General features: G+C 72.1%; 21 protein-coding genes. 6 read left to right on the forward strand and 15 right to left on the reverse strand.

From position 1 onward, the window contains the following. Positions 1-41: 41 nt before the first annotated feature. The 7 genes from ACWD01_RS22325 to ACWD01_RS22355 all read right to left on the reverse strand — a co-directional run bounded on the left by ACWD01_RS22325 (position 42) and on the right by ACWD01_RS22355 (position 6698). Complete coding sequence (locus tag ACWD01_RS22325; RefSeq protein WP_451164430.1) at positions 42-821, reverse strand: DUF3159 domain-containing protein; 780 nt, start codon at positions 819-821, stop codon at positions 42-44. A gap of 3 nt (positions 822-824) precedes the next feature. After that, positions 825-1250, reverse strand: a complete 426-nt coding sequence (locus ACWD01_RS22330) for an OB-fold nucleic acid binding domain-containing protein (protein WP_451164432.1) — start codon at positions 1248-1250, stop codon at positions 825-827. Between the two features lie 33 nt (positions 1251-1283). Continuing rightward, on the reverse strand, positions 1284-1967 hold the full coding sequence (locus tag ACWD01_RS22335) for a response regulator (RefSeq protein WP_451164434.1): 684 nt from the start codon (positions 1965-1967) through the stop codon (positions 1284-1286). Further along, positions 1964-4522 carry an ATP-binding protein gene (locus ACWD01_RS22340; protein WP_451164436.1) on the reverse strand — a complete coding sequence of 853 codons (2559 nt, stop codon included), beginning with the start codon at positions 4520-4522 and terminating at the stop codon, positions 1964-1966. Before ACWD01_RS22340 ends, ACWD01_RS22335 begins: the two co-directional genes overlap by 4 nt. Before the next feature lie 274 nt (positions 4523-4796). Beyond that, the gene (locus ACWD01_RS22345; protein ID WP_451164438.1) at positions 4797-5564 is read right to left on the reverse strand and encodes a DUF3710 domain-containing protein; all 768 of its coding nucleotides are present in this window, start codon (positions 5562-5564) and stop codon (positions 4797-4799) included. A gap of 1 nt (position 5565) precedes the next feature. Further along, positions 5566-6078: a dUTP diphosphatase gene (dut, locus tag ACWD01_RS22350; protein WP_451164440.1), complete on the reverse strand. Its 513-nt coding sequence runs from the start codon at positions 6076-6078 to the stop codon at positions 5566-5568. Beyond that, positions 6078-6698, reverse strand: a complete 621-nt coding sequence (locus tag ACWD01_RS22355; protein ID WP_451164442.1) for a PaaI family thioesterase — start codon at positions 6696-6698, stop codon at positions 6078-6080. Before ACWD01_RS22355 ends, dut begins: the two co-directional genes overlap by 1 nt. Positions 6699-6756: 58 nt before the next feature. On the opposite strand from ACWD01_RS22355, the gene ACWD01_RS22360 reads away from it, so the two are divergent. After that, complete coding sequence (locus ACWD01_RS22360) at positions 6757-7215, forward strand: DUF3093 domain-containing protein (protein WP_451164444.1); 459 nt, start codon at positions 6757-6759, stop codon at positions 7213-7215. A gap of 60 nt (positions 7216-7275) precedes the next feature. On the opposite strand, the gene ACWD01_RS22365 is transcribed toward ACWD01_RS22360, so the two are convergent. The 4 genes from ACWD01_RS22365 to ACWD01_RS22380 form a co-directional block, all read right to left on the reverse strand. Continuing rightward, positions 7276-8259 carry a hypothetical protein gene (locus ACWD01_RS22365; RefSeq protein WP_451164446.1) on the reverse strand — a complete coding sequence of 328 codons (984 nt, stop codon included), beginning with the start codon at positions 8257-8259 and terminating at the stop codon, positions 7276-7278. Positions 8260-8269: 10 nt separating this feature from the next. Then, positions 8270-8566, reverse strand: coding sequence for a DUF4193 domain-containing protein (locus ACWD01_RS22370; RefSeq protein WP_005310959.1), 297 nt, complete (start codon positions 8564-8566; stop codon positions 8270-8272). A 381-nt stretch (positions 8567-8947) separates the two neighbouring features. Beyond that, positions 8948-10183, reverse strand: coding sequence for a sensor histidine kinase (locus ACWD01_RS22375; protein ID WP_451164448.1), 1236 nt, complete (start codon positions 10181-10183; stop codon positions 8948-8950). A 4-nt stretch (positions 10184-10187) separates the two neighbouring features. Next, positions 10188-10841: a response regulator transcription factor gene (locus ACWD01_RS22380; RefSeq protein ID WP_451164450.1), complete on the reverse strand. Its 654-nt coding sequence runs from the start codon at positions 10839-10841 to the stop codon at positions 10188-10190. Positions 10842-11153: 312 nt separating this feature from the next. On the opposite strand from ACWD01_RS22380, the gene ACWD01_RS22385 reads away from it, so the two are divergent. After that, entirely contained in the window at positions 11154-11321 is a 168-nt protein-coding gene (locus tag ACWD01_RS22385; RefSeq protein WP_189888452.1) for a hypothetical protein, read from the forward strand. Positions 11322-11649: 328 nt separating this feature from the next. On the opposite strand, the gene ACWD01_RS22390 is transcribed toward ACWD01_RS22385, so the two are convergent. Both ACWD01_RS22390 and ACWD01_RS22395 read right to left on the reverse strand, forming a co-directional pair. Continuing rightward, positions 11650-12450, reverse strand: a complete 801-nt coding sequence (locus ACWD01_RS22390; protein WP_451164565.1) for an inositol monophosphatase family protein — start codon at positions 12448-12450, stop codon at positions 11650-11652. Between the two features lie 23 nt (positions 12451-12473). Next, positions 12474-13601 (reverse strand): ferrochelatase, encoded by a 1128-nt coding sequence (locus ACWD01_RS22395; protein ID WP_451164452.1) that lies wholly within the window; start codon positions 13599-13601, stop codon positions 12474-12476. Between the two features lie 157 nt (positions 13602-13758). On the opposite strand from ACWD01_RS22395, the gene ACWD01_RS22400 reads away from it, so the two are divergent. From ACWD01_RS22400 to sepH, 3 genes are all read left to right on the forward strand, one after another. Further along, a complete protein-coding gene (locus ACWD01_RS22400) occupies positions 13759-15009 on the forward strand; it encodes an MFS transporter (protein WP_451164454.1) in 1251 nt (416 codons plus the stop codon). Then, positions 14960-16288 (forward strand): D-arabinono-1,4-lactone oxidase, encoded by a 1329-nt coding sequence (locus ACWD01_RS22405; RefSeq protein WP_451164456.1) that lies wholly within the window; start codon positions 14960-14962, stop codon positions 16286-16288. Before ACWD01_RS22400 ends, ACWD01_RS22405 begins: the two co-directional genes overlap by 50 nt. Before the next feature lie 454 nt (positions 16289-16742). Next, positions 16743-17792, forward strand: a complete 1050-nt coding sequence (gene sepH, locus ACWD01_RS22410) for a septation protein SepH (RefSeq protein WP_451164458.1) — start codon at positions 16743-16745, stop codon at positions 17790-17792. An 80-nt stretch (positions 17793-17872) separates the two neighbouring features. Here the strand turns inward: sepH and ACWD01_RS22415 are convergent, their stop codons facing one another. Next, positions 17873-18703, reverse strand: coding sequence for a sulfurtransferase (locus ACWD01_RS22415; protein WP_451164460.1), 831 nt, complete (start codon positions 18701-18703; stop codon positions 17873-17875). A 239-nt stretch (positions 18704-18942) separates the two neighbouring features. On the opposite strand from ACWD01_RS22415, the gene ACWD01_RS22420 reads away from it, so the two are divergent. Then, positions 18943-19710 carry a VOC family protein gene (locus ACWD01_RS22420; protein ID WP_451164462.1) on the forward strand — a complete coding sequence of 256 codons (768 nt, stop codon included), beginning with the start codon at positions 18943-18945 and terminating at the stop codon, positions 19708-19710. Here ACWD01_RS22420 and ACWD01_RS22425 read toward each other — a convergent pair. Then, positions 19682-20386, reverse strand: coding sequence for a thymidine kinase (locus ACWD01_RS22425; protein WP_451164464.1), 705 nt, complete (start codon positions 20384-20386; stop codon positions 19682-19684). The genes ACWD01_RS22420 and ACWD01_RS22425 overlap by 29 nt on opposite strands. Between the last annotated feature and the right edge of the window lies 1 nt (position 20387).

The following is a 20387-nucleotide window of genomic DNA, read 5'->3' on the forward strand; positions in this document are numbered from 1 at the left end:
GGGGAGGGGCGGGGTGGGGGCAAGGGCAGGCCCCCGGTGCGTCAGCCGGACTTCTCGGCTCCGCGCCGCTCCTCCTCCGCCTCCATCTCCGCGAAGACGTCGATCGGCGGCGGAGCCTTCGCCAGGAAGACCCACGTCAGGTAGACCGCCAGCAGGAACGGCGGGATCTTCAGCGCCACCAGCACCCAGCCGAGCTGCGTCGTGTCGGCCCACCAGTACAGCGGGAAGAGGATCGCGCACTTGCTGAGCAGGATCAGGCCCCACGCCCAGCTCGCCTTGGTGTACGCCTTCTTGCGGCCGGGGTTGCGGGTCCGCCAGGAGAGGTTCTCCTTGAAGACCGGGCCGAGGATCAGGCCGATCAGCGGTACGCCCGCGATCGCCGTGATGATGTACGCCAGCGCCAGGCCCAGCGTGTACACCATGCCCGGCAGATAGAAGTCCTTCGCGTTGCCGGTCATCATCGCGAACACGACACCGAAGGCCACGCCGAAGACGCCGCTGAACGCGTGCTTGACGGTGTCCTTGCGGACGAGCCGGACCGCGACCATCACCAGGGCGACGCCCAGGGCCGCGATCGCCGAGAGGTGCAGGTCCTTGTTGACGGTGTAGATCGAGACGAAGAGCAGCCCCGGCAGGACCGTCTCCACCATGCCGCGGACGCCGCCGAAGGCCTCGAACAGAGCCGCCTCCGTGACCGTCTTCACATCGTCGGACGCGGAAACGGCACCGGAATCGGCGTCGGGACCGGCGCCGGAGCCAAGGGCGGGCTCCTGCGCGTCGCTGGTCGTGGTAGTGGGGGTCGGCTTGTCGACAGACGGCACCGGCTACTCCTGTCCGAGTGGTCGGAGTTCGTATTTGGGATTGAACAGCACCCGGCGGCCCTGGCTCATCGAGACCCGGCCGGAGGCGATCAGTCTGCGGCCGGGCTCTATGCCGATGATGGAACGCCGGCCGAGCCAGACCACGTCCAGCGGGGCCGTGCCGTCGAAGAGCTCGGCCTCCAGCGCGGGCACGCCGGCCACCGGACGCAGGGTGACCGTGCGCAACGTACCAGCGACTCTGACGATCTGACGGTCACCGCAGTCACAGATCCGGGTGCACCCCGACGCCTGTGCGTCCTCCTGGAGCTCCTCGGACTCGAGGTCCTGCTGGGAGCTGGAGAGCCGGTCCAGCATGCGCCGGAAGCGGCCGGCCTGTCTGGCCACCGAATCCTCCTTCGCCGCCTTCGCGGAACGGGGTCGAGCACTCATACAGCCAGCCTACCGGCCGCCACCTGCCCCGGATCAACGTTCGAAGCGGTATCCCATGCCGGGTTCCGTGACGAAATGCCGGGGATGCGACGGGTCGGCCTCGAGCTTGCGGCGGAGCTGCGCCATGTAGACCCGCAGATAGTTGGCCTCGGTGCCGTACGAGGGCCCCCACACCTCCTGGAGCAGCTGCTTCTGGCTCACCAGGCGCCCGGTGTTGCGGGCCAGGACCTCCAGCAGATGCCACTCGGTCGGGGTGAGCCGTACGTCACGGCCGTCGCGGTGCACCTTCTTGGCGACCAGGTCGACGGTGAAGCCGTCGGTCTCCAGCACGCTCACCTCCTGCTCGCCGCCGACGGGCTCCGCCCTGCGGACCGCCGCGCGCAGCCGGGCGAGGAGCTCGTCCATGCCGAACGGCTTGGTGACGTAGTCGTCGGCGCCGGCGTCCAGCGCCTCGACCTTCTCGTCGGAGGAGTGCCGGGCGGACAGGACGAGGATGGGGACGCGCGTCCAGCCGCGCAGCCCCTTGATCACCTCTACGCCGTCCATGTCGGGCAGTCCGAGGTCGAGCACGACGACGTCGGGGTGGCGGGCCGCGGCGAGTTCGAGCGCGGTGGCGCCGTCGGAGGCCGAGTCCACCTCGTACTTGCGCGCCTTCAGGTTGATCACGAGGGCGCGAACTATCTGCGGCTCGTCGTCGACCACGAGCACCCGGGTCATGAGCTGCCCGCCTTTCCGCCCGTGCGGGCCGCTGCTGGGGGTGTTCCGGTGGGGCCGGGGGCGGCCGCGAGGGTGAGCACCATCGTCATGCCGCCGCCGGGGGTGTCCTCGGCGCTGAGCGTGCCGCCCATCGCCTCCATGAAGCCGCGGGCGACGGCGAGTCCGAGGCCGACGCCGGCGCCGCGCGGGGCGTCTCCGTGGCGCTGGAACGGCTCGAAGATCCGTTCCTTCGCGTCGTCGGGCACACCCGTGCCGCGGTCCACGACGCGCAGTTCGACGCGCGAGCCGAGGGTGCTGGCGGCGACGGTGACGGGGACGTCGTCGGGGCCGTACTTGACGGCGTTCTCGACGATGTTGGCCACGGCCCGCTCCAGGAGTCCACGGTCCACGGCCACCATGGGCAGGGTCTCCGGGATCTCGAGTTCGACACTCTCGGCCGGGACGCCGGCGAGCGCGAGGGGGATCACCTCGTCGAGACCGGTCTCGCGGATCATGGGGGTGACGGTCCCGGTCTGCAGCCGCGACATGTCGAGCAGATTGCCCACCAGGTGGTCGAGGCGGTCGGCGCCCTCCTCGATGCCTGCCAGCAGTTCGGCCTCGTCCGCCTCCGACCAGGCGACGTCGTCGGAGCGCAGCGAGGTGACGGCCGCCTTGATGCCGGCCAGCGGGGTGCGCAGGTCGTGGCTGACGGCGGCGAGCAGGGCGGTGCGTATCCGGTTGCCCTCGGCGAGTTCCCTGGCCTGCGCCGCCTCGCCGACAAGGCGCTGCCGGTCCACGACGACGGCGGCCTGGGTGGCGAACGCCGCGAGCACCCGCCGGTCCTCCGCGGGCAGGACGCGGCCGGAGAGCGCCATCGCCATGTGGTCCCCGACGGGCATGTCCACGTCCGCGTCGTCGGGGCGGGTGGCGGGCCGGGGGCCGACGCTCGCCGTACAGGTCCACGGGTCGACGTCGCTGTCGCGTTCGAGCAGTGCGACGGACTCCATGGCGAAGGTCTCGCGCACCCGCTCCAGCAGGGCATCCAGCGCAGTGTGGCCGCGCAGGACGCTGCCCGCGAGGAACGAGAGGATCTCGGACTCGGCCTTCAGCCGGGCCGCCTGCTGGGTGCGGCGCGCGGCGAGGTCCACCACGGAGGCCACGGCCACGCCCACCGCGAAGAAGATCACGATGGCGACGAGGTTCCTCGGCTCGGCGATGGTGAGGGTGTGGGTGGGCGAGGTGAAGTAGTAGTTCAGCAGCAGCGAGCCGACGGCGGCGGAGGCCAGCGCGGGCAGCAGCCCGCCCAGCAGCGCGGCGACCACGGTCAGGAAGAGAAAGAGCAGGACGTTGTTGGCGAGGCCCGGCCCGTGGTGGTGGATGCGGGTGAGCAGCAGCGCGAGCAGTACGGGTCCGGCGACGCCGACGAGCCATCCTCCGGCGATCCGGGCGCGGCCGAGCCGGGCGCCGCGTGCGCCGGGCAGGCCCCTGCCCCTGCCGGCCTCGGCGTGGGTGACGATGTGGACGTCGAGGTCGGGCCCGGAGTCGCGGGCGACGGTCGCGCCGACGCCGGGCCCGAAGAGGTACTGCCAGGTCTTGCGGCGGCTGGAGCCGAGCACGACCTGGCTGGCGTTGACGCCGCGGGCGAACTCCAGCAGCGCGGAGGGCACGTCGTCGCCGATGACGTGGTGGAAGGTGCCGCCGAGATCTTCGACGAGGGTGCGCTGGACGGCGAGTTCCTTGGGCGAGGCCGAGGTCAGTCCGTCGCTGCGGGCGATGTAGACGGCGAGGACCTCGCCGCCGGCGCCCTTCTCCGCGAGCCGGGACGCGCGCCGGATGAGGGTGCGGCCCTCGGGTCCGCCGGTGAGACCGACGACGATGCGTTCGCGGGCCTGCCAGGTGGAGCGGATGCCGTGCTCGCCGCGGTACTCCTGGAGGTACTCGTCCACCCGGTCGGCGAGCCAGAGGAGGGCGAGCTCGCGCAGGGCGGTGAGGTTGCCGGGGCGGAAGTAGTTGGAGAGCGCCGCGTCGACCTTCTCGGGCTGGTAGATGTTGCCGTGGGCCATGCGGCGGCGCAGCGCCTGGGGCGCCATGTCGACCAGCTCGATCTGGTCCGCGCGGCGGACCACCTCGTCGGGGATCGTCTCGTGCTGGGGGACGCCGGTGATCGTCTCAACGACGTCGCCGAGGGACTCCAGATGCTGGATGTTGAGGGTGGATATGACGTCCGTGCCCGCGGCGAGGAGTTCCTCGACGTCCTGCCACCGCTTGCCGTTGCGCGAGCCGGGCACGTTGGTGTGCGCGAGTTCGTCGACGAGGGCGACGGCGGGGCGGCGTGCCAGCACCGCGTCGACGTCCATCTCGGTGAGGACTGCGCCGAGGTGGACCGTATCCCGCCGCGGGACCTGCTCGAGACCGTGCAGCAGCCCGGAGGTCCGGAGGCGGCCGTACGTCTCCACGAAGGCCACCACGCAGTCGGTCCCGCGTTCCGTGCGGCGGTGCGCCTCGGACAGCATGGCGTACGTCTTGCCGACGCCCGGCGCCGCGCCGAGATAGATCCTTAGCTTGCCGCGTCCCATGGCCTCATTGTCTTCCGGGCACCTCGTCCCCCGTGCACCGCAGCATCGACCCTACGCCGAGCGAACCGGGCGTATCGGGCAGGCCGGGACTCCGCGGCGCGTATTGACGCGATTCTGATGCACCCGCGGCACGTCTTCCCGGCGGCCAGGCATGTCTTTCCCGGGCGGCCGGCAGGGAGCGGTCGGCGGCGGCGTCCGTGCGCCGCGCCGTGAAAACAGGCAGGCCGCGCCCCCGAGGGGAGCGCGGCCTGTCGCCTGGTCGCGGGACGGCGCCTCAGCGGACCTCGGTGATCTCCGGTCCGCGCTGGAGCTGGCCCATGCCGCCGGAGAAGCGGGAGCCTTCCTGCTCCTCCTGCTGGACACCCTCAGGCACCATCTGCGCGTCCTCGGGCAGCTTGAGGACGATCGGGTCGCGCGGGGCCATCGGGCCGTCGCCGCGCACCACGACGGTGTCCTTGAAGATCTGCTCGAGCAGACCGGCCGCCTGCGGCTGCACCGCGCCCTGCCCGGAGATCACGCCGCGCAGGAACCAGCGCGGGCCGTCGACGCCGACGAAGCGCACCAGCTGCACGCCGCCCGTGCCGTCGGGCAGCTGTACGGGCACCTGGGCGCGCAGCTCCCAGCCGAGCGGGCCCTCGACCTCGTCGATGATGCCGCCCTGCTGGGTGATGCCCGAGGCGATCTCCTCACGGACCTCGCCCCAGATGCCCTCCTTCTTGGGGGCGGCGAAGGCCTGGAGCTGTACGGCGCTGTCACGCAGCACCACGGTGGCCGCGACGATCGCGTCGCCGGCGACCTCGACACGGAGTTCCATGCCCTCGACCCCGGGCACGAAGATGCCGCCGAGGTCGACGCGGCCCTCGCCGGGCTTGGAGACCTCCGACACGTCCCAGGGGCCGTCGGGCCGGGGCGCCGGCGGGAGGTTCACCCTGCGGGTTTCGCTCTCCTCGGCGTCGGTACCGAGCTCGTCGACCTGCTCGGCCTCGCCCGTTGCGTCCGCCGCGTCCTCGGCGGAACCACTCTTCTTGCGACGTCCGAACACGTCACTGTCCTTCCCGGTCGGATACGACCGAAGCGTATCGATTCCCACCCGTAGAGCCGTCCACGGCGGCATGACCGCCGGTGGACCCGAAGCCCCCCTCGGCCCGCGCCGAGCCGGGAAGCTCCGCGACCTCGTGGAAGCGCACCTTCTCGACCTGCTGGACGACAAGTTGGGCAATCCGGTCGAACTTTTCGAACCGCACGCTCTCGCGCGGATCGAGGTTGACCACGATCACCTTGATTTCCCCACGGTACCCGGCATCAATCGTCCCTGGGGCATTCACAAGGGCGACTCCGCAGCGGGCGGCGAGCCCCGACCGGGGGTGCACGAAGGCCGCGTAGCCGTCGGGGAGGGCGACGGAGACCCCGGTGGGCAGCACCGCGCGCTCCCCGGGGGCGAGTTCGGCGGCCTCGCGGGTCACCAGGTCGGCTCCCGCGTCGCCCGGGTGCCCGTACGCGGGCAGCGGCACCTCCGGGTCCACGCGGCGGATCAGTACGTCGACGGGTTCACGCATCACGGGTTCACCTCGAAGGCGCGGGCGCGCCTGAGCTGGTCGGGGTCGGCCATCGCGGCCTGGATCTCGGCGGGGCGGCCGTTCTCGATGAAGTGGTCGACCTTGACCTCGATGAACAGGGCGGCCGCGCGCACGGCCACCGGGCCGTCGGGGCCGCCGATCCGGCCGGTGGCGGTCGAGTAGATCTTGCGTCCGGCGACCGCGGTGACCTCGGCGTCGAGGTGCAGGACGGTGTCGACCGGCACGGGGCGCACGAAGTCGGTCTCGAGCTTGCCGGTGACGGCGATGACGCGCAGCAGCCAGTTCAGCGAGCCGAGGGTCTCGTCCAGCGCGGAGGCGAGGACGCCGCCGTGCGCGAGACCGGGGGCGCCCTGGTGCGCCGCCTTCACGGTGAACTCGGCGGTGACGCGGACGCCCTCCTCGGCCCGTGCCGCGAGGTGCAGGCCGTGCGGCTGCTCCCCTCCGCAGCCGAAGCAGTGCCCGTAGTGGGCGCCGAGCAGTTCACCCGGGGCAGGCGCGTCGGGGTGCCGCACCGGCGCCGTGGCGTCGGCCGGCGGGGTCAGCGCCGTGGAACCGGCGGGGGGTCCGGGGGTCGCCCGCCGGGAGTTCGCGTTACTCACAGCCGCAGACCTTACCCGCGCGGCTACCCGCGGGTCGCGCCGTGCCAAGCTTGGATTCATGCAGCCTTCCGCCCCGCAGTACGCAGAACGTCTGACCGCGCCCCGCTCGTGGTGGGCCGTCACCGCACTCGTCGCCCTCTCCGGCGGTCTGATCATGCTGCCGCTGGGCCTCCTGCCGATGCTCGGCGGCGTGATCGCCGCGGGCGCGCTGGCGTCGGCGCTGGTCAGCTCGTACGGGTCCGCCCGGATCCGGGTGGTGGCCGGGTCGCTGGTCGCGGGGGACGCGAGGATCCCGGTCTCCGCGCTGGGCGAGGCCGAGGTGCTGGACGCGGAGCAGGCGCGGGACTGGCGCCTCCACAAGGCCGATCCGCGGGCGTTCATGCTGCTGCGCAGCTACGTGCCGACCGCCGTCCGGATCGAGGTCAGCGACCCGGACGATCCGACGCCGTACGTCTACCTCTCGACCCGGGACCCGGAGGCGCTGGCCGCGGCGCTGGCGGCCGTCCGTACCGCCTGATCCGTACGGCCTGATCCGGTCTTCGTCGCCTTCGCCGGCCGGGCGCTCGATCGGGCCCGGTCAGGCGTCCTGCCCAGGGGGGAGCTCGCGGGGCTCCAGCGGGTTCTTGGGCTGCTCCAGCGGGGGCAGCGGGGGAAGGGCGTCCCAGGGGACCTGCCTGCGCCGCAGGTCGGCGCGGACGCGGTCGGCGAGCTTCCTGGTGTCGCGGTGGTTCATCACGGCGCCGACGGCCGCTCCGACCATGAACGGCAGCAGGTTCGGAAGGTTGCGCACCATGCGCTTCATGATCTGCTGACGCAGCTGGCGCTTGAGCTGGCCGCTCATCGAGGCGTTGAAGGTCGAGGGCTTGGTGAACTCGATCCCGCGCTCCTGCGACCAGGAGTTCAGATAGGCGGTGCTGCGGTCCTTGAGACCGCCGGGCGGCCGTACCCCGTAGACCTCGTGCAGTTCTGCGATGAGTTTCAGCTCGATCGCGGCAACGCCGGCGATCTCCGCCGCGAGCTCGGTCGGCATCGCCGGCGGCACGGGCATCATCGCGGCGGCGCCGATGCCGGCGCCGACGGTGGACGTGCCGTTCGCCGCACCCGCGACCAGCTTGTCGGCAAGCTGCTCGGCGGGCAGGCCGGGAAACTGGCGGCGCAGTTTCTCCAGGTCGCGCACCGGGATCCGCGGTGCGTTGTCGATCAGGGCGTCGGCGAGGTGGGCCAGTGCGGCCCTGGCGCTCTCCTTGCTCCTCACGAACCTCGTACGGGCGCCGTGGCCGCCTCTGGCGAGGCCCGCCCGTGCGCTCCGGCCGCCCGCGGCGACGCCCCTCCTGACAGCTGCCAGGCGTCGGGCCCTGGTCGGGAGCCCGGCCTGGCCGGCCGTCTCGAGCGAGGCTGCGAGGCCCCGCTCCATTCCCTCGATCGCGTCGTGCGGCAGTAGAGCGGCCCGGTCCTCGGCGGACGCCGTGGCGTCCGGTCCGCGGTCCGTACCGCCGTGGTGCGCCTCCGGCGGTTTACTGCGCCGAAAGCGCCGCTTCCCGGACGGTGTCCCGCCTGCCACTGCCGACTCCTCAGTCGCAGTCGCGGCAGATGGGCTGACCGTTCTTCTCGCGCGCCAGCTGACTGCGGTGGTGCACGAGGAAGCAGCTCATGCACGTGAACTCGTCGGCCTGCTTGGGCAGGACCCGGACGGCGAGCTCCTCGTTGGACAGGTCTGCTCCCGGGAGCTCCATGCCCTCGGCGGCCTCGAACTCGTCGACGTCGACGGTCGAGGTGGACTTGTCGTTCCGGCGGGCCTTCAGCTCTTCAAGGCTGTCCGAATCGACGTCGTCATCGGTCTTGCGTGGGGTGTCGTAGTCCGTTGCCATGTCGCTCTCCCCCTCTGGGTGGTTTCGGTGTCTCCAGCGCACGTAACGCGTGAGAGGCCGGACTTGTGCCCGACCTGAGGCGGAGATTTTGCCTCACATCAAGGTCTGTTACTCAATCGACACCCAACCGGAGCCCTCGAGAGTGATCGGGTTGGATGGCGATGGGGACCGTACACGGTCCGCGGAGGCGCTTCGCGAGCGCCACCCCGTGTACTTCCCGTGATGCAACCCCTCGGAAACCCGGGCTTTTCCCGACTTTCCACCGGATTATCGATCACGGAGCGTAGGGGCACCCGATGCGACCCATGTGATCGATCGCACATGGATTCGCCGGATGCCGTTTCCGAAAATTCCGCTTAAAGCGAACAACGATTCCGGGCCTCACACCGGAAGAGTGACGCGCATCACGAGGCCGCCACCCTCCCGGGGCACTGCCGAGATGCGGCCGCCGTGCGCGCGGGCCACGGACCGGGCGATGGAGAGCCCCAGGCCGACGCCCTTGTCACTGCCCGTCCGCTCCTGCCTGAGCCGTCTGAACGGCTCGAAGAGATTGTCGATCTCGTAGGCCGGGACGACCGGCCCGGTGTTGGAGACCAGCAGGACCGCCTGACCGTGTTCGACCGACGTGGTGACCTCCACCCATCCCTGCTCCGGCACGTTGTACCGGACCGCGTTCTGCACCAGATTAAGGGCAATCCGCTCGAGCAGGACGCCATTGCCCTGCACGACGACCGGCTCGCACCGGCCCCGCACCTCCACCCCCTTCGCCTCGGCCTCCGTACGGGTCTGGTCGATGGCGCGCGAGGCCACCTCCGCCAGATCGACGGGCTTGCGCTCGACGATCTGGTTGTCGCTGCGGGCGAGCAGCAGCAGGCCCTCCACGAGCTGCTCGCTCCGCTCGTTGGTGGCCAGCAGCGTCTTGCCCAGCTGATGGAGCTCCACGGGGGCTCCGGGGTCGGAGAGATGGACCTCCAGCAGCGTGCGGTTGATCGCCAGCGGGGTGCGCAGCTCGTGGGAGGCGTTCGCCACGAACCGCTGCTGGGCCGTGAAGGCGCGCTCCAGGCGGTCGAGCATCTCGTCGAAGGTGTCGGCCAGCTCCTTGAGCTCGTCGTCCGGTCCGTCGAGCTCGATCCGGCGCGACAGGTCCGACCCGGCGACCCGGCGCGCGGTCCGGGTGATCCGGCCGAGCGGCGACAGGACGCGGCCGGCCATCGCGTAACCGAAGGCGAACGCGATGATGCTCAGGCCCAGCAGGGCGAAGAGCGACCGGCGCAGCAGGTCGTCCAGGGCCAGTTCGCGCTGGTACTGGAGGCAGGTGGAGACGGCCTGGCTGAACTGCTCCCCCGACGCCTCCTCGGGGAGCGTGCACCAGCGCGTGGTGGGCTGGACCTTGCCCTCGACGATCTTGAAGGGCAGCTCGGTGACGCCGACGTTCAGCGCCTGCGCGGAGAACAGGTAGATGATCGACAGCAGCAGGATGCCCGCGATCAGGAACATCCCGCCGTAGAGCAGCGTGAGCCGTATCCGGATGGTCGGGCGCAGCCACGGGCGGACCGGGTCCCGGGGGTCCCAGGTGGGCTTGGGAGGCGCCTCAGGCGGCACGGGAGCGGTGGCCATGCGATCAGATCCGGTAGCCGGAACCGGGGACCGTGACGATCACGGGCGGTTCGCCGAGCTTGCGGCGCAGCGTCATCACGGTCACCCGCACGACGTTCGTGAACGGGTCCGTGTTCTCGTCCCACGCCTTCTCCAGCAGCTGCTCGGCAGAGACGACCGCGCCCTCGCTGCGCATCAGCACCTCCAGCACCGCGAACTCCTTGGGGGCGAGCTGGACCTCCTTGCCGTCCCTGAAGACCTCACGGCGGTTGGGGTCGAGCTTGATGCCCGCGCGCTCCAGGACGGGCGGCAGCGGCACCGTCGTACGGCGCCCCAGGGCGCGCACCCGGGCGGTCAGCTCCGTGAACGCGAACGGCTTGGGCAGATAGTCGTCGGCGCCGAGCTCCAGGCCCTCCACGCGGTCGCTGACGTCCCCCGAGGCCGTCAGCATCAGCACCCGGGTCGGCATGCCGAGCTCCACGATCCGGCGGCAGACGTCGTCGCCGTGGACCAGCGGCAGGTCCCGGTCGAGCACCACCACGTCGTAGTCGTTCACGCCGATGCGCTCCAGGGCGGCGGCGCCGTCGTACACGACGTCGACCGCCATGGCCCCCCGGCGCAGTCCGGTGGCCACCGCATCGGCGAGCAGCTGCTCGTCCTCGACGACGAGTACGCGCACGTCGCTGTTCCTCTCTCACGAGCCCCACTGATGTGACAGGGCAGGTCTGTGCACTGACTGTGCGGATCCATCCTGCCCGTTACGCGCGTAAACCGGCGGTAAGTCGAAAGGGCTACAGGCCGGGCAGGGAGGGGCGCCGCGGAATAAGACGAATTCGCGTGTGGGTTGAGGTTTCCACGCAGGGAGGCCGGGGGAGGACGACTGCACATCCCGATCACGCCCTGTATGTGGCACACCACGACCTGTTCCAGGGTTGATCAACCCACCGTCGGCACACCCCCGTGCCACCGACCCACGACGAGGGGGCGCACCATGGACGCTTTCACCGCCGGACTGCTTCAGCGCATAAAGGCCGCCGAGACCGACCTCACGATCGCCCGGGAGACGGGTGACGACTTCCTCGCGGATGTCGAGCAGGCGGAACTGGACGATCTCCACCGTCTGGCCGCCGAGCATGGGGTGAACCTCACGGCTGCGTGAGGCTGGGCGTGCGCTTGCGCGCGCGCCGCCGGAGGCCCGGCACCGCGAAAGCGGTGCCGGGCCTTCTGCTGTGGGGGCGCGGGGCCGCTGCGCGGGCCTGTCCCCCACCCCGCCCCTTCTCCGAAACCGGGCTCCGCCCGGACCCGCGCCTCAAACGCCGGCGAGGCTGACACAGTCAGCCCGGCCGACGATCGAGGCCACCGCGCGGAGCGCGGTACCGGGCTCGGGCGGAGCCCGGTTCGGGGAGGGAAGGCGCGGGGTGGGGTGGGGTGGGGTGGGGTGGGGTGGGGTGGGGCAAGCTACCCGCCGCGCACCCGGGCGTCACCACTCAGTCGTGCCACGCCCCCAGTTCCTCCAGCAGCCCCTGCAGCGGCTCGAAGACCCCCGGCGTCGCCGCGACGGTCAGGTCGCCGGACGGGGGGTCGCCGGGGCGGCCGCCGGTCAGGGCGCCGGCCTCGCGGGCGATCAGGTCGCCGGCCGCCAGGTCCCACGGGCTGAGGCCGCGCTCGTAGTAGCCGTCCAGGCGGCCGGCCGCGACGTCGGAGAGGTCGATCGCCGCGGAGCCGCTGCGCCGGATGTCCCGCAGTCGCGGGATCAGGCGCTGGGCCACGTCCGCCTGGTGGCTGCGGACCGTGTGGACGTAGTTGAAGCCGGTGGAGACCAGGGCCTGATCCAGCGGCGGCGCCGGCCGGCACCGTACCGGCCGGTCGTTCAGGAACGCCCCGCCGCCCCGTACCGCGCGGAACGTCTCCCGCCGCATCGGGGCCTCGACCACGCCGACCACGGTCTCGCCGTCGACCTCCGCGGCGATGGAGACCGCCCAGGTCGGCAGCCCGTACAGGTAGTTGACCGTGCCGTCGAGCGGGTCGATGACCCAGCGCACTCCGCTGGTGCCGACCGTGGCCGCGCCCTCCTCGCCGAGGAAGCCGTCGTCCGGGCGGTGCTCGGTGAGGTAGCCGGTGATCAGCTTCTCGGCCGCGATGTCCATCTCGGTGACGACGTCGATGGGGCTGGACTTGGTCCTGGCGACACCGAGGTCGTCCGGCCGGCCGTCTCTCAGCAGCGCGCCCGCCCGGCGGGCGGCCTCCAGGGCGAGGGGCAGCAGTTCACGGGCGAGCGGGTCGTTCACGGGGGCGGTCACAGGGGTCTCCTTCACGCGTAGGGGCTGTCGGCGCCGGCCGCGGCGGGCTTCGGCGCGCGGGCCGGGCAGCACCCGCCGGGGCAGAGGTCGTGGCTCGCGCCGAGCGTGCCCAGCGCGCAGCGCTCGGCCGGGATGCCCCGCTCGGTCGCGGCCCGCTCCAGCAGCAGGTCGCGCACCGCGCCGGCGAACCGCGGGTCGGCGCCCACCGTGGCGGAGCGGCGGACCGGCAGCCCCAGTTCGGCGGCCTTGGCGGTGGCTTCCGTGTCGAGGTCGTACAGGACCTCCATGTGGTCGGAGACGAAGCCGATGGGGACCATGACCGCCGCGGGCGCCCCGGAGCCGTGCAGCGCCTCCAGGTGGTCGCAGATGTCCGGCTCCAGCCAGGGGATGTGCGGGGCTCCGCTGCGCGACTGGTAGACGAGCTCCCAGGGGTGCTCGGCGCCGGTCTCCCGGGCGACGGCCTCGGCGATCAGGCGGGCCACGTCGAGGTGCTGGCGCACGTACGCGCCGCCGTCGCCGTGTTCGGCGACGAGGCCGGAGGAGTCGGCGGCGGAAGTCGGGACGGAGTGCGTCGTGAAGGCGAGGTGCGCGCCGGTGCGGACGTCCTCGGGGAGGTCGGCGAGCGAGGCGAGAACGCCGTCGATCATGGGGCGTACGAACCCGGGGTGGTTGAAGTAGTGCCGCAGCTTGTCGACGCGCGGCAGTTCCCGCCCCTCCGCCTCCAGGGTGGCGAGCGCGTCGGCGAGGTTCTCCCGGTACTGGCGGCAGCCCGAGTACGAGGCGTACGCGCTGGTGGCGAGGACGGCGATGCGCCGGTGGCCGGCGCCGCTCATCTCGCGGAGCGTGTCCGTGAGGTAGGGCGCCCAGTTGCGGTTGCCCCAGTACACGGGGAGGTCCAGATCGTGCTCGGCGAAGTCCTTGCGCAGGGCGTCCAGCAGGGCGCGGTTCTGGTCGTTGATGGGGCTGACGCCGCCGAAGAGGAAGTAGTGCTGCCCCACTTCCTTGAGCCGTTCCGTGGGGATGCCGCGGCCACGGGTCACGTTCTCCAGGAACGGGACCACGTCGTCCGGGCCTTCGGGGCCGCCGAACGAGAGCAGCAGAAGGGCGTCGTAAGGAGCTGGATCGCGCAGATCGGACATGAGGTCGATCCTGCCACCAGGCGCTGACACCGGAAAAACCGCGGTGCGTCCGCCGGCTCCCGGCGCGTAATCTGTGAAGGCTGTCCATACGCCTTACCGGAGCCCTGCGTCTCACCGGCGCCACAGGTGTGACCGGCGCCCGATCCGGAGTCCCCCGTTGCCCAGTCCCTACCGCGCGATCTTCGCCACCCCCGGCACTCTGGGGTTCACCGCCGCCGGCTTCCTCGGCCGGATGCCGCTGGCCATGATGGGCATCGGCATCATGACCATGATCTCGGAGATCACCGGCCGGTACGGACTGGCCGGCACGCTCACCGCGACCCTGGCGCTGTCCGCGGCCGTCCTCGGCCCGCAGATCTCCCGCCTCGTCGATCGCCACGGCCAACGCAGGGTGCTGCGTCCCGCCACCCTGGCCGCCCTGGCGGCGGTGATCGGGCTGCTGGTCTGCACGCGGCAGGGCGCCCCCGACTGGACGCTGTTCGCCTTCACGGCCGCCGCCGGGTGTGTGCCGAGTGTCGGGGCGATGACCCGGGCGCGCTGGGCCTCTCTGCTGCGCGGGTCGCCGCGCGAGCTGCACACCGCCTACTCGGTCGAGTCCGTCATCGACGAGGTGTGCTTCATCTTCGGCCCCATCGTCTCCATCGGGCTGTCGACCCTCTGGTTCCCGCAGGCCGGTCCGCTGCTGGCGGCCGCGTTCCTGCTCGCCGGTGTCTGGTGGCTGACCTCTCAGCGTGCGACGGAGCCGCGGCCGCATCCCGCCGAGCAGCACACCGGCGGCAGCGCCCTGCGCTCCCCCGGTCTCCAGGTGCTGGTCGCCGCGTTCGTCGCGACCGGGGCGATCTTCGGCGCGGTCGACGTGGCGACGGTGGCGTTCGCGGAGGAGAGCGGGCACAAGGCCGCGGCCAGCGGGGTGCTCGCGGTGTACGCCCTCGGGTCCTGCCTCGCCGGCGCCGTCTTCGGTCTGCTGCACCTCAAGGGCGATCCCGCCCGGAGGTGGGTGCTGGGCGTCTGCGCGATGGCCGTGAGTATGATCCCCCTCCAACTGGCCGGGAGCCTGCCGTTCCTGGCCGTGGCGCTCTTTGTCGCGGGCCTTGCCATCGCGCCGACGATGGTGACGACCATGGCCCTCGTCGAGGCGCACGTACCGCGCAGCAAGCTGACCGAGGGCATGTCCTGGACCGGTACGGGGCTCGCGGTCGGCATCGCGCTGGGTTCCGCGGCCGCCGGCTGGGTGGTCGACTCCCGGGGCGCCGCGGCGGGGTACGCGGTGCCCGGCGTGGCGGGAGGGGTCGCGGCCGTGGTGGCGTTTCTGGGGTACCGCCGGCTGCGCAGGCCGGTGCCGACGCGGGAGGGGCAGCGTGAGCAGCGTGATCAGGACCCGGAGGGGCGAAAGCAGCCCGTGGCGTAACTGGGCGGGAACGGTCGCATCGAGGCCGGCGAGAGAGGCGCGCCCCGCGTCCGTGGATGAGCTGGCGGACGCCGTGCGGCAGGCGGTCGCGGACGGTCTGCGGGTGAAGACCGTCGGCACGGGCCACTCGTTCACGGCCATCGCGGCCACCGACGGGCTGCTGGTCCGGCCGGATCTGATGACCGGGATCCGGCGGATCGACCGCTCCGGGATGACCGTCACCGTGGAATCGGGCACTCCGCTCAAGCGGTTGAACACGGCGCTCGCCCGTGAGGGGCTGTCCCTCACGAACATGGGCGACATCATGGAGCAGACCGTCGCGGGCGCGGCGTCGACCGGCACGCACGGGACGGGCCGCGACTCGGCCTCGATCGCCGCCCAGATCAAGGGCCTTGAGCTGGTGACGGCGGACGGCCGGGTCCTCTCCTGTTCCGAGAAGGAGAATCCCGAGATCTTCGCGGCCGCCCGGATCGGTCTGGGCGCCCTGGGGATCGTCACGGCGATCACGTTCGCCGTGGAGCCGGTCTTCCTGCTGACCGCCCGGGAGGAGCCGATGGCCTTCGACCGGGTGCTGGCCGAGTTCGACGAGCTGCACGCGGAGAACGAGCACTTCGAGTTCTACTGGTTCCCGCACACCGGCAACTGCAACACCAAGCGGAACAACCGCAGCGCCGGTCCGCCGGACCCGCCGGGCAGGGTCGGCGGCTGGATCGAGGACGAGCTGCTGTCCAACGGGGCCTTCCAGCTGGCCTGTTCGCTCGGCCGCGCGGTGCCCGCTGCCGTTCCCGCGATCGCCCGGGTCTCCAGTCGCGCGCTGTCCGCCCGCACCTACACGGACATTCCCTACAAGGTCTTCACATCTCCGCGCCGGGTGCGGTTCGTGGAGATGGAGTACGCACTTCCCCGGCAGGCCGCGGTGACGGCGCTGCGCGAGGTCAGGGCGATGCTCGAACGCTCGCCGCTGCGGGTGGGGTTCCCGGTGGAGGTGCGTACGGCTCCGGCGGACGACATCACGCTGTCGACGGCCTCGGGCCGGGAGACGGCGTACATCGCGGTGCACATGTACCGGGGCACGCCCTACCGTTCGTACTTCACCGCCGTGGAGCGCATCATGACGGCGCACGGCGGGCGTCCGCACTGGGGCAAGATCCACACGCGGGACGCGGCGTACTTCGCCGGGGCGTATCCCCGGTTCGGCGAGTTCACGGCGCTCCGCGACCGGCTGGATCCGGACCGGGTCTTCCAGAACGCGTACCTGCGCCGGGTGCTGGGCGACTGACCGGGCGTCACCTGCCGCGCGAGGGAGACAGATGGATCCAATTGTGACGTTTCGGTGAAGCACCGACCCCCGCCACCCCCTGTTCGGGCGCACAACTACCGCCCCGCCGCGGAACTTCGGCGGCGCGGCGGTCCACTCTGATGGCCCGAATGGAGTACTGTGGCGAGCCCTGGGACCGGCCTCCCTCGTGGTGTCCGGACCCCAGGTTGGGGGCCGAAAACGGCGCTCGATCCGGGGGCGCCGCGGTGAAGCACGGAGATCTATTGCTCAGAGTGACCGACCGATCACACTGAGTGGCGAATGGATAACCGTGCCATAACGGCGATCCAGGGCAGGTGCCCGACACGCCGGGCATCTCGGCAAGGTTGTGGCAGGCTGCACCCGGGCAGGCCACACTCGACTAGCGGAAGCGGCGACGCAGGTGACGTCGGCAGGCACCACCCGGGAGGTCCCCATGCCCGAACTGCGTGTCGTGGCCGTCTCCAACGACGGCACACGACTGGTGCTCAAGGCTGCGGACAGCACGGAATACACGCTTCCGATCGATGAGCGGCTGCGTGCCGCCGTACGTAACGACCGCGCCCGCCTGGGGCAGATCGAGATCGAGGTGGAGAGCCACCTCCGCCCCCGTGACATCCAGGCGCGGATACGAGCAGGTGCCTCCGCGGAAGAGGTCGCCCAGCTCGCCGGCATCCCCGTGGAACGAGTGCGCCGCTTCGAGGGCCCGGTCCTCGCCGAGCGCGCCTTCATGGCGGAGCGGGCCCGCAAGACCCCCGTACGCCGCCCCGGTGAGAACACCGGCCCCCAGCTGGGCGAGGCCGTGCAGGAGCGGCTGCTGCTGCGCGGCGCCGAGAAGGAAACCGCCCAGTGGGACTCGTGGCGCCGCGACGACGGCACCTGGGAGGTCCTGCTGGTCTACCGGGTCGCCGGCGAACCGCACTCGGCGAGCTGGACCTACGACCCGCCGCGGCGGCTCGTCCAGGCCGTCGACGACGAGGCGCGGGCGCTGATCGGCGAGACCGACGACACGATCACGTCGTCGCAGGAGCCGAGCTTCCCGTTCGTCCCCCGCATCGCACGGCTGCCCAGGGACCGGCCGCTGGACCGCGCCCTCGACCGCCAGATGGAGCGGCCCGCCGGACCCCCGGCCGACGGCGACGGCAACGAGGAGCGGGACTCGCTGACCAGCCTGCTGGAGGCCGTGCCCAACTTCCGCGGCGACATGGTCGTGCCCGAACGGCCGGTGCCGGTCGAGCCGCCCGCCGTCGAGCCCGGGCAGGAGCCGGAGTCCGAGGAGGAGCCGGTGGCGCCCGCCGCGTCCGCCGGCGCCGGATCGGCGTACGCGGACGTGCTGATGCCCCGTGCCGTGGCCGGCCACCGTGACCGGCTGACGGGTACGACGGACCGGCAGGCGGAGGCGGACGGCGTCCGGCCGGGCCGCCGCGCCGCCGTGCCGAGCTGGGACGAGATCGTCTTCGGCACCCGCCGCAAGAAGCAGGAGTGAGAAACGTTTCGCAGCGGTGAGAGACGTGGTGCCCGAGGGCCGGTTCCGTTGTGCGGAACCGGCCCTCGCGCCATGCCGGTTCAGCCCCGCTCGGGGCCCGTCGCGACCGGGCGGTCCGGGTCGCGCGACCACTCGGACCAGGAGCCCGCGTACAGGGCCGCGTCGAAGCCGGCGAGCTCCAGGGCCAGCACCTGCTGGGCGGCCGAGACGCCGGACCCGCAGTAGACGCCGACGGCCCCCGAGCCCTCATGGGCCCCGAGCTCCATGAACCGCGCCGCCAGCCACTCGGCAGGGCGGAAGCGGCCCTGGTCGTCCAGGTTCTCCGTGGTCGGCGCGGATACGGCACCCGGGATGTGCCCGGCGACGGGGTCGATGGGCTCCACCTCACCGCGGTACCGCTCCCCCGCACGCGCGTCGAGCAGCAGGCCGTCACGGGCCGTCGCCGCCGCCTCGTCGGCGTCCAGCAGGGGCAGCGCGCCGGGCTTCGGCTCGAACGTGCCCTCCTTCGGGGCCGGGACCGCGGTCTCGAGCGGTCCCGGCCACGCGGCGAGCCCGCCGTCCAGCACCCGTACGTCGTCGTGCCCCGCCCAGCGCAGCAGCCACCAGGCGCGTGCCGCGGCCCAGCCCTTGTCCGCGTCGTACGCCACCACGGGCGTGCCGGCCGAGACGCCCGCGCGGCGCATCGCGGCGCCGAACGCGGCGACGTCGGGGAGCGGGTGGCGCCCGCCCTCCCCGGGCGGTCCCGCCAGTTCCGCCTCGAGATCGACGAAGACGGCGCCCGGGATGTGCCCTGCCTCGTACTCGGGCCGGCCGTGCGGCCCGCCGAGCCGGTAGCGGACGTCCAGGAGGACCGGCGGGGTGGGGCCGGCGAGTTCGTGGGCGAGATCCGCCGCGGAGATGATCGGATTCATGGGTGCCATCCTCGCGCACCGGCCTGGCGCACCGTAACGCCCCCGAAGGGGATGAGCCGCTTCAAAACGGGCAGCTTCCGGCGGGAACCCGCCATATCCGGCGCGGCCCGGCGCCGTGGGCCTCGCATGATGGCACCATCTGCTCGGGCGCGACGGCCTTCCGCACGGCCTTCGCCGCGGCCGGCGACGCGGCCGGTCCCCCCGTACGGCCACCACGATGGTCCGAGGAGAGAGTGACGATGACCGAGGCGACTCGGCACACGCCCGGCACACCGTGCTGGGTGAGCCTTATGGTGCACGGCCTTGACGCGACACAGGAGTTCTACGCGGCGCTGTTCGGCTGGGAGTTCTTCCCCGGGCCCGCGCAACTGGGGCCCTACGTCCGCGCGATGCTCGGCGGCAAGGAGGTCGCCGGCATCGGCCGTCTCCCGGCCGACCGCCATCTGCCCGTCGCCTGGACCCCGTATCTGGCGAGCGACGACGCCGGTGCGACCGCGGAGGCGATCCGCAGCTGCGGCGGCACGGTCGGCGTCGGGCCGCTCGACGCCGCCGACGCGGGGCGGCTGGTGATCGCCTCCGACCCCGCCGGGGCGGTGTTCGGCGTCTGGCAGACGGCGGCGCACCTGGGCACGGCCGTGTACGGCACGCACGGGACGCCGGTCTGGAACGAGCTGCTGACCATGGAGACGTCGTCGGTCGGGAAGTTCTACCACGCGGTCTTCGGCTACGACACCGAGCCGGCCGACTCCTCCGACCGCCTCACCCTGCGCCTCGACGGCCGGCCGGTGGCGTCCGTGCACGGCATGGGCCAGGCGCTGCCGCGCGGCCGGGGGGCGCACTGGATGACGTACTTCGAGGTCGAGGACACCGATGCCGCGGCCCACCGGGTGGTGGAGCTGGGCGGCCACGTGATCAAGGCGCCCGGACCGGGCCCGGGTGGCCGGGAGGCCACCGTCTGCGACCCGGAGGGCGCGGTCTTCACGATCGTACGGTCGGACGCCCGTTGAGCCGGCCGGCGCCGGGGGCTTCCTCGGCGCCGGTCTCGACCGGCAGGACGTCCGGGGAGAGCGCGGCCGCCCTGGCCGAGGCCGCCGTCATCCGGCGGCGGTGGTGACGCCTGCACAGGACCTCGTAACCGATCTCGTCCGGCGAGTGGTTGACGTCGCCGACGACGACCTGGGCGCCCTCCACGACCATCACGCCGCCGACGGTGCGCGCGTTGTGCGTGGCCCGGGCGCCGCACCAGCACAGCGCCTCGACCTGCAGCACCTCGACGCGGTCGGCGAGCTCGACGAGGCGCTGCGAGCCGGGAAAGAGCTTGGAGCGGAAGTCGGTGGTGATGCCGAAGGCGAACACGTCCAGCTCCAGGTCGTCCACGACCCGGGCGAGCTGGTCGATCTGCTCGGGCGCGAGGAACTGCGCCTCGTCGGCGATCACATAGTCGCAGCGGCCGCCCTTGGAGAAGCGGTCGACCAGGAACGCGTAGAAGTCGAAGCCCTCCGCGGCCTCGACCGCGTCGGTCACCAGGCCCAGGCGGGAGGAGAGTTTACCCGCCCCGGCCCGGTCGTCTCGGGTGAAGATCATGCCCTGCAGGCCGCGGGCGGACCGGTTGTGCTCGATCTGAAGAGCGAGGGTGCTCTTTCCGCAGTCCATCGTTCCGGAGAAGAACACCAGCTCGGGCATG

The organism is Streptomyces sp. NPDC002835, assembly GCF_053591995.1.

Coding starts and splice junctions, on each gene's coding strand:
- dut (WP_451164440.1), bottom strand. CDS start 6,078: ATGCGTGAACCCGTCGACGTACTGATCCGCCGCGTGGACCCGGAGGTG.
- ACWD01_RS22330 (WP_451164432.1), bottom strand. CDS start 1,250: ATGAGTGCTCGACCCCGTTCCGCGAAGGCGGCGAAGGAGGATTCGGTG.
- ACWD01_RS22340 (WP_451164436.1), bottom strand. CDS start 4,522: ATGGGACGCGGCAAGCTAAGGATCTATCTCGGCGCGGCGCCGGGCGTC.
- ACWD01_RS22385 (WP_189888452.1), top strand. CDS start 11,154: ATGGACGCTTTCACCGCCGGACTGCTTCAGCGCATAAAGGCCGCCGAG.
- ACWD01_RS22370 (WP_005310959.1), bottom strand. CDS start 8,566: ATGGCAACGGACTACGACACCCCACGCAAGACCGATGACGACGTCGAT.
- ACWD01_RS22420 (WP_451164462.1), top strand. CDS start 18,943: ATGACCGAGGCGACTCGGCACACGCCCGGCACACCGTGCTGGGTGAGC.
- ACWD01_RS22375 (WP_451164448.1), bottom strand. CDS start 10,183: ATGGCCACCGCTCCCGTGCCGCCTGAGGCGCCTCCCAAGCCCACCTGG.
- ACWD01_RS22415 (WP_451164460.1), bottom strand. CDS start 18,703: ATGAATCCGATCATCTCCGCGGCGGATCTCGCCCACGAACTCGCCGGC.
- sepH (WP_451164458.1), top strand. CDS start 16,743: ATGCCCGAACTGCGTGTCGTGGCCGTCTCCAACGACGGCACACGACTG.
- ACWD01_RS22425 (WP_451164464.1), bottom strand. CDS start 20,386: ATGCCCGAGCTGGTGTTCTTCTCCGGAACGATGGACTGCGGAAAGAGC.
- ACWD01_RS22335 (WP_451164434.1), bottom strand. CDS start 1,967: ATGACCCGGGTGCTCGTGGTCGACGACGAGCCGCAGATAGTTCGCGCC.
- ACWD01_RS22360 (WP_451164444.1), top strand. CDS start 6,757: ATGCAGCCTTCCGCCCCGCAGTACGCAGAACGTCTGACCGCGCCCCGC.
- ACWD01_RS22395 (WP_451164452.1), bottom strand. CDS start 13,601: ATGTCCGATCTGCGCGATCCAGCTCCTTACGACGCCCTTCTGCTGCTC.